At 64.2% G+C, this 14,353-nt stretch carries 3 protein-coding genes; all 3 read right to left on the reverse strand.

The genetic code is table 11. From position 1 onward, the window contains the following. Nucleotides 1-79 precede the first annotated feature (79 nt). Nucleotides 80-484, reverse strand: coding sequence for a hypothetical protein (locus AC25MA_RS17445; RefSeq protein ID WP_028691123.1), 405 nt, complete (start codon nt 482-484; stop codon nt 80-82). A gap of 116 nt (nt 485-600) precedes the next feature. After that, nucleotides 601-993 carry an SMI1/KNR4 family protein gene (locus AC25MA_RS17450; protein ID WP_247283438.1) on the reverse strand — a complete coding sequence of 131 codons (393 nt, stop codon included), beginning with the start codon at nt 991-993 and terminating at the stop codon, nt 601-603. A 19-nt stretch (nt 994-1,012) separates the two neighbouring features. After that, nucleotides 1,013-14,353: hemagglutinin repeat-containing protein (locus tag AC25MA_RS17455; RefSeq protein ID WP_486972237.1), on the reverse strand; the 13,341-nt coding region annotated here is incomplete at its 5' end.

The following is a 14,353-nucleotide window of genomic DNA, read 5'->3' on the forward strand; positions in this document are numbered from 1 at the left end:
AGCGGGTTGAACGGCATGGCAAGGCTCGGCAGTGAGAATGGATCCCGATTATCGGGGGACCGGCCTCGGCGATGCCAGTCTAAATTGATCCGCCAGCGATCTGTGCCTTGGCCGAGACGTGCTCGAAGGTGGCTTCGTCCAGCGCATCAGCCTGTTCATCGAGCACCTGGCGTGGGTGTTCGAAGCCCGGAATGCTGCTGTCGATCAGGCTGAGCAGGCGCGAGCCACGCGGACTGAGGACGAAATTCTCGCCGTTGCCGCCTTCCGCTTCAGGCCGGCTCTCGATGAAACCCCGTTCCAAGAGGATCTTTTCGTACTCGCAGGCCTGGGCCTTGAGCTGGTTCAGATCGCCCGGCGCCTCGCCATCGGCGGCCAGCGCGGCGGCATGCTGCTCGGCATAGGGGCGTGGCGTGAAACTGTGACCGGCGCCGTTCTGCACTTCGTGCAGCAAGCGTTCGATTAGGTCCCAGTCGTATGTGCTCATGGGGTAAGCCTCCTGCTGTGGACGGATAGGTACACAGCGTGGGACTGACCAAGGTTGCCACGTGTTCAATCAAAACCACGAGCCCGCCCATAGCTCTGCGCAGCGCGCCCCGAAGGTTACAAGTCGTTCAGCATTTCACGAATGTACTCGGAAAAACTGTCCGCCACCTGATGGGCCTCACGGCTCACCGGGTCGATATCGACAACCACCCAACCATTGTTCGTGTCGAACCCTGAGCAGTAACCCTGCAGGTCATCGCCGAACAGCAGGATGCCTTCCAGGGCGTTGTCCCCGTCTTCATCGTAGACCTGGTCAGGCGTCAGCAGGCCTTCGTACAACATATAGGCCGACTCACCCACTTCCCCCCATCCAAGCTCACTGATGAACGCCAGGTAATCGGCCGGCACCTGCAAATGGGGGCCAGCCAGCGCCGAGAGCACCTGCGCTTCGGCTATCGTCAGTTTGGAAAGGGGGCCGGACACCTTGTCCGGCTGCAGATCGTCATACATTCCCATTCACCATGCCCTCTTATCGTGATGTGAAGATTTCCCTGCCCACGCTGTCTTTCCCATGGATGCCGCCTTGATGCTGGTCGGGGAAGCGTGCCGGGTGCATGTTCCACCATTCGTTAGGTCCGCCGAACCCACTTTCGATGATGTGGTGCGCATCGTAGGGCTGTCCGGCCTTGCGCACCACCTTTGTTCCATCCTTGCTCATCACGTTCTCGGTGTAGCGGGGCCATGTCTGGCCTGTCTTGGTTTCCCACTGGCCGATCAGCTCGTCCTTGACCTTGTTGAACTCGCGTCGGTGTTTCTGGGTTTCCTTGGGCGTGAGCTTGGTGTAGTTCTTTTCCCGCAAGGCATTTGCCAGGTTGTCGCGTTGCTCAGCGGTGACCTTGAGGCCCGTGTGCGCCTCCAGCTCATTGAGATAACGCCGTGCCTGGCTGGAAAGCTGGGTGAACGCCGATGTCGGTCCCTTGGGCGGCACATCGCCGGCAGGCGGCTCGTGCGGCTTGCGGGTGTCCGGCACATCCAGGTGAGATCCCGGCCCATTGCTCCCTTCATGGTGGGTGCCGCCCTTGCGTCCTGGTATGGCACCCATGATCACGCTGGTGATCAACTTGCCACCGCCAATCAGGAAGTCGCCACCTTCCTTCTTGTCGAGGTCGTCCTCTCCCTCCATGCGCTCGGCAATGTACTTGCCAACCTTCGCCACGGCCTCCTCGACCTTGGCATTGAAGTCCTTGCCCAGCTCCGTCTGGTCGATCACCTGGCTGACAGCCAACTGGATGACAGCATTGGGGCCTTGCAGCATGGCAAGTGCCACGGTGACCGCCTCGGCCCCATCCGGATGCGCGTCCAGGTACTCGTTGATGGTCGAGACATAGGTCAGCGTCCATTGGACGCTGTCGCGCTCCGCCGTGACATGTGTCGTGTCTAGCTGCAGAGCCCCCAGATTTCGCTCAAGCTCGCGGGTGAAATCCTGCGACTGCTCGAACACATGCTCAAGGTTGTTGAGCTGCTGCAATACCTGGGTCTGGAAGTCTTCCTTGCCCATCAAGGCCATGGCATCGCGTGGCGACATTCCTGCCAGGATCAGCGACTCGAGGGTGTTTTCCGCCAGCGCCCGGCCCGCGACCGCAACAGCGCCGCTGTCCATTGGCCGCCCGGTCATGCGCTGGTAACGATTGACCAGGGCGTTGAGGGCATTACCGGCCTGTTCGAAGTTCTTCAGCGCCGTCTTGTCGTAGTCGAGCAGCCCATCGCTCCACTTCTGCAGCGTCTCCTTGGGATTCAGCACATCGTGCAGCGAACTGTCGGTCACATAGAGATCGGTACGCGACTCCTTGTCCCGCGTGATTTCGTAGGCTTTGTCGAGGTCACGGTTCAGCCCGACGGTGGAGTCCTGGCCGGTCTCGGCGTCCTTGCGCACAGTGATATCACCTGCACCCACGGTGGCGCGGACGGTCTGCTCACGGTCCTTTTCATACTCCCAGCCGCTGACGCTCCAGCTGGTCTGGTTCTTCGGACCCTTCTCGCCGTTGCCTGCACTTTCGGTGATCTTGCCGTTGGAAGGGTCCTGCCCGGCACTGGCCGACCCCTTCTTCCAGCTGCCACCCACATTCAGGTAGTAACCGTGCTCCTTGTCCTTGCCGGCAATATCGCTGAAGCCCAGGGTGCCGGTGTCGAGCTTGAGATTGCCGTTGTCGGCGGCGATCAGGGCACCATCGAGCTGGGTGTGGTTTTCGGTGCGGATATCGACCTTGTCCCGAGCGCTGATGCGGGTCTGGTTCTCCACCCACTCGGTTTCACCCGTGGTCTTGCCTTTGCCGACCGAGCCACTGATACCCGAGCCCGGGCCGATGGTAACGGTGGCACTCAGGTCGAACTCCTTGCCCTTGACCTTGCCGGTGTCAATGGCCGAGGCCACGCTCAGGTCACCCCCCACACGGCCGATGACTTCGTCCCCGCGCACCTGGGCACCCTGGATGTTGGTGTCCTTGCCGCTGATGAACTTCAGCTGGTCGCCCGCGTAGATATAGGCCTCCTGGTGACGCTGGGCATCGCGTTCCAGCGCGCCCTTGCCAAGGTTGACGCTGGCATAGATACCTACCCCTTCCGAGCCGAACGCCAGGCCGACTTCACCTCCGCCGCTGCGGCGGTTCTGCTCGTAGTGCGAGTCGTTCTGCGCAGCGCGGATGTTCAGGTCATTGCCTGCGGCCAGGTCGATGTCACGCCCGGCCTTGACCTGTGAACCGACGATGTTCAGGTCGTGGCTGGCGTCGAGCTTGATATCGCGCCCCGCGTCGAGCTGACTCGGCGTCGAGTTGCCCTGGGTGCCATCGACACCCGCAGCGCCATGGCTGGCGCCGATGCCCACCTTGATGCCGCCACTGGTACCACCGTGAACCCCGGCCCAGTTCTGCGACTCACGGGTCTTCTGGGTGCTGCTGCCGTGGGCGACATCGATATTGATGTCGCGCCCCTTGACGTCGATGTCCCGCCCGGCCTGCACCTGGCTGCCTTTGACATTGACGTCGTTGCCAGCCTGCAGCTTGATATCGTGGCCGGCCTCCAGGCTGGAGCCACGGTTGCTTTGCTCGATGCTGGTCTGCTGGTTCTTCTGCGAACTGTTGCCGATCTTGAGATCGCCGGTTGGCCCGGCAAGGAACTGGTTGATGCCGTCAATGGCCTGCAGGGTGCTGGCGACCTTGCTCACGCCATTCTCGCCCTTGCCGGCGTTGCTCACCGCGTCCTTGGTGCGCCCGAAGTTATGGTTGATCGAAGCCCCGGCACCCTGTGTCGCATACTCCCGCTCCTGCTCGTGGATACGGGTTTCACGCGCTGCGTCGATATTGATGTCGCGGCCCGCGCCCAGGCTGATGTCATGGCCTGCGATCAGGTCGGAGCCGGTCTGGTTGATATCACGCCCCGCGTTGACATCCAGGTCCTGGCCGGCCTTGATCTGACTGGAAGAGGCCAACTGTTCGCGCAAGCGATCCTTAGCCACTTCCTTCTCGACACCCGCGAACACCTTGATCCCGTTGTCGTCGGCACTGGCACTCAAACCAACCCTCGAGGTTTTCGACCAGGTCTTGCTGTCGCTCTGGTTCTCGGCGGCTGCCACGTTGACATCACGTCCCGCGTTCAAGCTGACATTGCGACCGGCATTGACACCACTGCCCAGCAGGTTGATGTCGCGCTCGGCCTGGAGCGAGGCATCACGCACCGCCAGGACCTGACTGCCGACACTGGTACTGCTGCGTGCTTCCTGCCCGGCTTTCTTCGCCGAGGCTAGCGAGACGGACGGAATGACGACGATGCCGGGGGAAACCGACATGCCGATCTTTTTCTTGTACGAGTCGCTGTGGCTATAGGCCGTGTCATTGGCCGACACCAGGTTGACGTCACCCTCTTTGTCGATCAACCCCGCACGCAGCTCGACGTCCTTGCCGGCATTGGCCTCACTGGCGCGCAGGCGCACATCGCTGCCTGCGGCGATGACGATGTCGTTGCCGGCATCCAGCTCGCTGCCGACCTGCGTGGCGCGGGTCTGCAGCTGGCTCTTGCCGCTCTTCGACAGGCCCAGGAAGCCGGACTTGGTCTTCTTGCTGTACTCGCCGTGCTCCTCGACGCCGGACAGCACCGCCACATCGCCGGTGGCACCGAGCATGACATCGCCGCCGGCCTTGAGCTGGCTGCCGATCACCGAGACATCGCGGCCACCGTCCAGGGCGATGCCGCCGTCGTCCTTCTTGCTGACGTTGACCGTGAGGTCACCACCGGCCTCGATCACCGAAGCGACGTTGGTGCTGTGGTAGCTCTCTTTCTGCGTCGAGCTGCTGCGACCGAACGAGCCCTTGCTCTTCTTCAGGTAGTACGAAGCGCTTTCGTTCTGCTCGGAGGCGATGGTCAGGTCGCGTTCGGCGTCGATGTCGACATCGCCCTTGCCCTTGACCTGGCTGGCGACGATGGCCATGTCCTGGCCCGCGGACAGCGAGACATCGCCACCGGCCTTGAGCGTGGTCGAGACCTGGGTGACCTGGTCCTTGGACTGGGTGACTTTCTTGCTGCGGCTGAAGCTGTGGGCTTCGTTGGCGGCGGAGGTCAAGTTCAGGTCCTCGCCCGCGGCCAGGGTAAGGTTGAGGCCCGCATCGATCTGGCTGGCCACGGCGGTGAGATCGCGGCCGGCGCCGAGGCTCAGGTCGCGACCGGCGCTGACCGTGGCGCCGTGCTGCTGCACCGTGCTGCTGCGTTGGCGATCGGTGTAGAAGCCTTGACGTTCCTCGACCGACAGCAGGCTCACATCACGACCGGCACTGAGCGACAGGTCGCCGCCGCTCTGGATCACGCTGGCGACGTTCTTGATGTCCTGCCCGGCCTTGAGGCTGAGGCTGTTGCCGGCCTCGATACGCGCGGCGCTTTCAAGATAATCCTTCTGCTCACGCACGCCGCCGTAAACGATGTCCGTGCGCGTGAGGTCGCGTCGGTTGATCAGGTCACCGTTGATGGCGGTCAGGCTGACGTCACGACCGGAGACGATGCCACCGGCACTGTTGACCAAGCTGTTGCCGGCCAGCAGGTCCAGGCGCTCGCCGGCCTGGACCAGGCCGGTGTTGGTCAGGTCCTTGCCGGCGGTGGCGCTGAGGTTGCGCGAGGCACGCAGCGTGCCTACGTTGTCGAGATTCTCCCCGGCGATCAACTGGACGTCCTGCCCCGCGATCAGCGCACCGTCAGGCGCCAGTCGACCATTGGCATGGGCCAGGTACAGCACTGGCGCAAGTACCTGCTCACCATTGATCTCGCGTGCTTCGAGCCAGACGATATCGTGGGTCAACGCCGCGACCTGGGCGGAGGTCAAACCGACACCCAGGCTCAGGTTGAGCTGGTCCTTGCTGCGGATGGCATTGTCCATCAGGTGCTTGTACAGCTGCTCGCCGGAGGTCTGGCCATCGATGAACTGCTGGCCGGTGCGAGCCACCACCGCCTGCTGGATCAGGCGTTGCTCGTAGAAGCCGTCACCCAGACGCTTCCAGCTCTTGTCCGGATCGAAGCCCAGGTTGCCAAGCAGGTAATCGGAGCTCATGAACTGCTTGAGGTCGGTCAGCACCGGATTGGTTTCGATCAGATACTTGTGCGGCTTGCTCGTGTACTGGCTATCCGGCAGGCGAGTGACGCCCGCAATCCAGGGGCGAGCGCCGATACCCGGCACCTGTGCCACCAGCTCGGCGGCCAGCGCACCTGCGCTCGGTGGGGGAACGTAGCTATCCACGGCCTCGCCCGCAGGCGCATTGACCCCGATGACACTGGCCTTGGCAGCCGACTCGACACGTTGGTGGGCAACGCGATCGATTGCCTGCTCACTTCCTCTGGACGCGGACGCATCCATTGCCTGGATCGAGCCCGGTCGGGAACTGGCCAGCACCTCACGCTCATGCGAGGTGACAGTGGCGTTGCCCAATGTCCAGCGCTGGGCGGTGCCAGTGGCTGTGTCGCTGCCTTTGCCACTCAGGCGGAACAGGCCATTCTGCCCGGCTGGCAGGCTGAAGCCTGGCAGGGTGGTGGGATCGACCTGTCGCTGGGCCAGATCAGGTGGCAACTGCGCATTCAGGTTGACCGCCGTGGGCTGCGTCACGCTGGATACCTGGGTATCGAACGAGCGATTGCCGGTAGCCGCTGCCGCCCTGTTCACAACGATATTGCTGATGCTGCCTGCGGCAGTGAGCTTGGCCGTCCCGGCGGCCTGAATGACCGCTGGAGCGATGAACTTCTGATCCGGCTGGACCACGGGCTCTGCATCGATGCCGTAAAATACCCCGGGGTCGAACTTCGCGACCAGTTTGTTGAAGGCGGCTTCATCAAACGGCCCGGAACGTGGGTGGGCCTGGTTGTAGGCGTTTACTTCGTTGATCAACTGGAAGAAATACGCCCTGGGGATCTTGACTCCAGCCCCCACCTCTCTGCCAACGGTTCCCGACCTGGAACGCTCACCCTCGTTGGTAATGCTGCCGGCCGTGATGGTGAGATCATTGCCCGCCGAGATCACACTTCGAGAATTGAGAACGCTGTCCCCACCGATGGTCAGGTTACGCCCGGCAGCCAGGGTTGCCGTTGGCGAATCTTCCAGCACCACGGTTTCCTGGGTCTTGTAGATGTGCACCGGCCCCCTCACCCGCGGCCCTTTGCAATGCTGGACGCAGTAGATGGTCATGTAGCCATCGGTGATCTGGTGGCTGGCCCTGAACTTGTCGCGTTTGTTGACGAAACTGGATGCCTGCAGGTTGATGTCGCCGGCCGCCTCGACAGTGCCGGAGCTGTTCAGGAAGGTTGCCGCAGAACTACCCGCGGTGACGCCGGCAACCAGCAGATTGCCCAGGCTGTACACATCCGCGTAGCGATTGCTGAAATCGGCGGTGCTAATCGTCATGTCCCGCCCACTGAACAGCAAGCCTCGACTTCCGTCGGCAGCCTGGTCGTTGTGGACGGACTGGGCGATCAAGTTCAGGTTGCGTGAAGCGGCCAATGCACCGTAGTTCGACAGGCTGCCCGCGTTGATAGTCAGGTCATTGGCCGCCGACAAGCGCCCAAGGTTGCTCAGCTGGTTGCCGATGTTGACCACAATGCTGTCGCCACCGGCGATGCTGGTGGCGGTGCCCAGGCTCATCTGCGCCGCAGTCAGGGTCATGTTCCCCAGGCTGGTCAATCGGCCGTTGCCCGAATAGGCACCACCCAAGGTCAGGTTCAATGTGCCATCGCTGGCAATCAACCCGTCATTGAGCCAGTTGCCGCCCGTGCCCAGCAACGCCTTGGTCGCCAGCAACTGCCCGCTCGAGGTCTGGCTGAAGTTGTTGACATTGAGGTTGAGCGTGCCGGCTTGCAGCACGCTGCTGTTGACCCAGCTGTCGGCACTGAGATTCAGGGTGCCATGCGTCAACAGGCGACCTCCCGCCGCCATGACCTGCTGGCTGCTGACACCGAAATCGCCATTGCCGACGTGTGCGATGCTGCCCCCGGTGTTCACCAGATCGCCGATGACCAGGGCAAGATCGGTGTTGGCGGTTTCCACGGTTCCGTTTCGGTTATCCAGCACGCCGCCGATCTGGAATCGCGTTGTGCCGCTGTTGCCCAGGGCACGTAGTTTCCCCGCCTGGTTATCCAGGCTGGCGGCCGTGATGGCGAAAGTACTCACGCTTTCGACGATGCCGCCAAGGTTGTCCAAGGCACCGCTCAGCCCAATGTCGATACGCTGGCCGACCATCTCGCCGCGCGCGTTACCACCGTTGAGCAAGCTGGTGCCGATGACCTTGAGCAGGCCGCTGGCGGAGATGCCGCCGTCGCGGTTGTCCAACTGCCCGGTGCGGATCAGTGCATCACTACCCAGCGCCGCGATACGCCCGCCGTGGTTGTCGAGGTTGGCGCTCTGCACATCGATGCCCAGGGCCTGAAGGACGCCACGTTGGCCGTTGGCATCGCTGCCGTTGCGCAGCACACCGGTGGTGCGCACGCCCAGCGACTGCTTGAGGCTGGCGAGGATGCCGCCGCGGTTGTCGAGGGTGTCGGCGGTCACCGTCAGCGCGCCTTCCTGGGCGATCAGCTTGCCACCCTGGTTGTCAAGCACGGCGTTTGCCTGCGCGGTGATCGCGCCCTTGGCCTGCACGGTGCCCTTGGCGTTGTTCAAACTCGCCGCCTGCAGGCTCACGTCACCCTGCTGGCTGTAGATCAGACCATCGTTCGTGTTGCTGAGCGACCCGCTGCTGTTGAGCACGAGCGCGCCATTGGCGGCCAGGGTGCCGCGCTGGCTGTTGTCGATGCTGCCAGCCAGCACCTTGAGCAGGCCCTGGCTGGCGATCTGGCCAGCCTGGTTGTCGACCAGCCCGACGCGCTGGATCAACAGGTCCTTGCCGGCGAACAGCGTGCCCTTGCGGTTGAGCAAATCGCCGAGCAGGTCGAGGGTCAGGGCGCCCTGGGCGGCGAGGTTGCCGTCGTTGTTGTTCAGGCTCGCGGCGGTCAGACCGAGGTCCTGGCGGGTGGCCACGCGACCGCCATGGTTGTCGAGGGAACCTGCGCTGAGGACCAGCTTTTCACCGGCATCGATCAGGCCGCCTTCATGGTTGTCCAGTGCCCCCGTGATGGTCAGCTGCTGGCCGCTGCCGCTGGACAGGATACCGTTGGCGCTGTTGTCAAGGCTGTCGGCCTTGACGTCCAGGCGCTGCTGGGCGACCAGCGCGCCGCCGTCGCTGTTGCGCAGGGCGCCGGCCACGGTCACCTGCACGGCGCCGGAGCGGCTCGACAGCGTGCCTTGCTGGCGGTTGTCCAGGCTCTGGCCGTTAACGGTCAGCCCCTGCCAGCCCGAGACCAGGCCGTTGCGGTTGTCGATCGCGCCGCTGGTGATGGCCAGGGTCTGTTCACTGATCAGCTTGCCGTCACGGTTGTCCAGCTCGCTGACGTCCAGGCGCAGGGCCTGGGCGGTGGAGATCTCCCCACCCTGGTTAGAGAGCTTAGCCAGGTTGGCGAGGGTCAGTGGGCCGGCGGTGGTGATCAGGCCGGCACCGTTGTCCAGGTCGGCGCCGAGCAGGTCCAGTGCAAGGCTGCTGCCGAGCAGTTTGCCGCCGTGGTTGTCCAGGCCCTTGCTGGTGAGTGCGAGCGCGTCCTTGGCTTCGATTCGGCCACCGTCGCGGTTGCTCAGCACACCGGCATGAACCTCCAGCGACTGGCCGCCGATCAGGCCCTTGAGGTTGTCCAGGCGCTGGCTGATCTGCAGCAGCAGGCGCTGGTCACTGAGCAAACGGCCATTGCCGTTGTCGAGTTGCTCGGCGGCGACGGTGAACGCTTGCGCGCTGGAAATCTCGCCACCCTGGTTGGCCACGCTCTTGAGATTGTTCAGCAGCAGCGACGGGGCATTGATCAGGCCGCCACGGTTATCCAGGTGGCCATGGCTCAGGTCGAGGTTCACCGAAGTGTCGCTGAACAGTTTTCCGCCCTGCTGGTCGAGGCCGGTGACCGTCGCGCTGAGTGCTTCGCGGCTGCCGACCCGGCCGCCGTCACGGTTGTCCAGCTGGCCGGCGTGCAGGTCGAGGGTGCGGTTGCTGCTGACACTGCCCTGGCGGCTGTTGTCCAGGTGGCCAGTGGTAATGGCCAACGCGCCCTTGCTGGCAATAACGCCCTTGTCGGTGTTTTCCAGGCTGGCGCTGGCTAGGGTGATATCGCTGTCGCTGAGCAACTCGCCAGACTTGTTGAGCAGCGCGCCCGTCGTGGTCAGCTTCAAGCTGCCGGCGCTGTCCAGTTTGCCGGTGCTGTTGTCCAGGCTTTGCGCAGCCATCAGCAACTGGCCCTCGGCGCTGATCAGGCCGAGGCGGTTGAGCGCCGCGCCGGTCAACGTCAGGGTCATGTCCCGTTGGCTAGTCAGGCGGCCACCGTCGTTGTCCAGGGTCAGACCGGTCAGGGTCAGGCCGGTCTGGGCCTCGATGCGTGCCTTGTTGCGGTTGAGCAGGCCCTGCAACGCGAGGGTCATACCGGTGCCGGCGACCAGCAGGCCACCGTCACTGTTGTCCAGCGAGGTGCCGGTCACGCCGACGGCGGCCTTGCCGGTGATTTCGCCGCCACGGTTGTCGATCCGATCGACTTCCAGGGTCAACGTACCATTGCTGCCGAGCAGGCCCGCCTCGCGGTTGTCCAGTTCGCCGCCCTTGACCTGCAACTGCTCCAGGCTGACCAGCGAACCCGCAGTGTTGAGCAATGCGCCAGCCTGGATCTCACCACGGCCTTTACCGGAGACCTTGCCCTGGCGGTTGTCCAAAGTGCCGGCGTCGATGTTCAGGGCGGTGTCGCCCACAAGAATGCCTTGGCGGTTATCCACGCGTGTGGCGCGCAGGTCCAGGCCCTTGGCCGAGACCAGGCCCTTGGTATTGTCCAGTACCTGGGCGATACGCACCGTCAGAACTTGGTCGCTGATCAGCTTGCCCTGGCGGTTGTCCAGCGTATCGGCGGCCAGGGTGAAGCCTTGCGGGCTGACGATCTCGCCGCGCTGGTTGTCGACGCTGCCGAGGTTGTTCAGCACCAGCAGCGGAGCCTTGATCAGGCCATGGTTGACCAGCGCGCCCTGGCCCAGGTCAAGGGTGATCGAGGCCTTGCTCAGCAGCCGCCCGGCCTGCTGGTCGAAACCCGTGGCGGTCAGGCTCATTGCGCCATCACTGTCAATGCGGCTGTCTACGCCGGCATTGTTGACCTGACCGGCCTTGATGGTCAGGCGGTCGTTGCCGACCACATGGCCACTGTCGCGGTTGTCCAGCGTGCCGGTGGCGATATCCATGGCCCCCTGGGCGCCGATCTCGCCGGCACGGTTGTCCAGGCTGGCGCTGCGCAGGTTGACGGTGCCGTCGGCGGTGATCGAGCCGCGCTGGTTGTCTACCTTGCCGGTGGTGGCCAGGGTGAGCTTGCCGGCGCTGCTCAGTTCAGCGTCGGTGTTGTCGAGGCTGGCGGCGCCAATATCGAGGTCACCCTCGCTGGTCAGCAGCCCCTTGCCGTTGTCGAGCGCCTGGCCCAGGCGCAAGCGTGCGCCCTGCTCGCCGGACACACGCCCGTCGCGATTGTCCAGGGTCTGGCCGTCGAGGGTCAGTTGGCCCTTGCCGCGCAGCAGGCCCTGGGCCTGGTTGATGACTTCGGCCACCGTCAGCGACAGGTCGGTTTCGGCCAGGACCTGGCCGCCGGTGTTATCCAGGCGCTGGCCGGTCAAGCTCAACGCCTTGGCTGCGGACAGCTCGCCGCCACGGTTGTCGACGTTGTCCACGGTCAAGCGCATGCCCTGCCCGGCACCCAGCACGGCACCCTGGCGGTTGACCAGCGAACTGCCCTTGAGGGTCAGCTTGCCGTCGGCGGACAGCTTGCCGCCGAGCTGTTCCAAGCGCGTGACCTGCCCATCAAGATCGCCACCGCTGGTCAGGCTGCCACCGCTGTTGTCCAGGTGGGCAGCGACCAGATCGAGGTTGCCTTTCGCACCGAAGATGCCGAGCTGGTTGAGCAGTTCGGTGCCATTGAAACGCACCACGGCCTGGCCGCTGACCAAGCCCTGGTCGCGGTTGTCGAGCTGGTCAATGGTCAGCGTCAGCGCGCCATCGCCCTCGATCTTGCCGCCGCGGTTGTCCCAGCGCTGGCCGTGCAGAGTCAGCAGGTCCTTGCCCTGCAACCGGCCACCACGGTTGTCCAACTGCCCCGCGTCGATATCAGTGGCACCCTGGCCATTCACCAGGCCCTTGGCCTGGTTGTCCAGCAGGCCGGTGACCTTGGCGGTCAGCGTGCCATCGCTGAGCAGCTTGCCCTGCTCGCGGTTGTCGAGGCTGGCAGCGTTCAGCGTCAGGGCCTTGCCGGCAGCCAGCACACCTTGGCGATTGTCCAGCGCCTGGGCGACCACCAGTTCCAACGCCCCACCCGTGACCGTACCCTCGCGGTTGTCGAGGCTGCTGGCCTTTACCTGGCCGTGGCCGGTGCTGGAGATCTCGCCGTGCTGGTTGTTGATGGCTGCGCGGGTGGTCAATACCAGGCCGGACTTGCTGGTGACCACGCCGCCCTGGTTGTGCAACGCCAGGGCCTGGATATCCAGGCCCTCGGCCGAGACCAGGCCATCCAGGTTGTCGAGCAACTGATCGAGGCGCACGGTCAGGGCCTGCTCGCTGTAGAACTTGCCACCGGTGTTGTCGAGACTGCGGCCCGTCAGGCTGAAGGCGCCCTTGCTGAAGATCTCGCCACGCTGGTTGTCGATATCAGCCATCTGCCGCAGACGCAACTGGTTGGCGACGATCTCGCCGTCGCGGTTGTCCAGCCGGCCATGGTTCAGGTCAAGGGTCAGCTCGGTGACGCTGCTCAGGTGGCCACCTTGCTGGTCGAGCCGACCGACGTTGACCGTGACCGCCTGGTTGCCGCTGATATGGCCGCCCTGACCGTTGTTCAGGGCCTGGGCGGTCAGGTCGAGGGAGGCCTGGCTGGCGATGCGGCCGCTCCGGTTATCGACCAGGCCCTGGCTGGTGACGCTGATGCCCCGGTTGGCCAGGACCTTGCCATTGCGGTTGTCCAGGCTGCCAAGGTTCAGCGCCAGGGCATCAAGGCTGGACAGCTCGCCGGCCTGGTTGTCGAGTTGGATCCAGGTGGCGTTCAGCGCCCCTTGGCTGGTGATCTGGCCACGGTCGCTGTTGAGCAGTTGCCCACCGGCCAGGGTCATGCGCCCGTCCGCGACAACCTTGCCCTGCTGGCGGTTGTCCAGCGTTGTGGCGTTGATGTCGACATGGCGGCCGGTGCTGAGGCTGCCGCCCTGGTTATCCAGGCGGCCACCCGTGGACAGCGTCAGGTCACCGCTGGCGATCAAGCGCTGGTTGCGGTTGTCCACGGCACCGGCGTTGACATTCAGGTCGGCATCGGCCACGCGGTTGCCAGCGGCGTCGATACCCGCCTGGATACCGCCGAGGTTGCTCAGTTTGCCAGCCGCGTCCAGTTGTACCGAACCTGCAGCGGTCAGCCCCTGGCGGTTGACCAACTCGCCGCGGCTGTCCAGCTGCAGTTGCTTGCCGGCATGCACCGGGCCCTGCGCATCGATGGTCTGCGCCTGCAGGCGTACGTCCCAGGTGGCACTGGCCTGGGCCATGCGCAACTGACCATTGGCATCGAGCTGGATATCGCCACCGCTGGCGATCATCCGCCCGTCGAGGCGCACACCGACACCGGCCTCGGTGCCGACCAGCCTGACCGCGCCGGCATACATGCCGCCCAGCGCGCTGGAGTCGATCGCCAGGCTCGGCTTGGCGCTGCCGTCGTCAGCACGCGCGGTGGCCGCCAAGGTGCGGACATCGACATCGTTGCGCCCGGCGACGATGGCCAGGTTGCGGGCCTGGATCTCGGCGTTGATCTTGGTACTGCGGGCAATCAGCTCGAAGCTGTCGACGTTGCTGGCATTGATCCCCGCGCCTTCAATGGCGATGTGGCCCTGGTCGACCTGGTAACGGGTCAGCTGGCCGTTCTCGATCACCGGCTTGCCGGTACTGAGTGTCGCCTGTGGCGTGTTGATGAAACCGCAGCCATCACAGGTAATGCCATGGGGGTTGGCGACGATGACATGCGCCCCGCGTCCGGCCACTTCGGTATAGCCGCGCAGCTGGCTGGCGTTGGCACCGTTGACCTCGTTGAGGATGACATTGGCCGCCGCCCCCTGTAGGTTCGGGTTGCCAAGGATGATTCCGCCCAACTGGGTAGCCTGGGTACGATCGGTGGCATTGTTGAGGATCAACCCCTGCTGGCCGACGTTGTAGTCGCTGAACTGGTTGTGCGACAGCCCGCTGCCGTTGGGCGCGGCGATGTTGATGATCGGCACGCCGTTGCCCGCCTG

Source organism: Pseudomonas sp. P65(2024) (assembly GCF_057480955.1).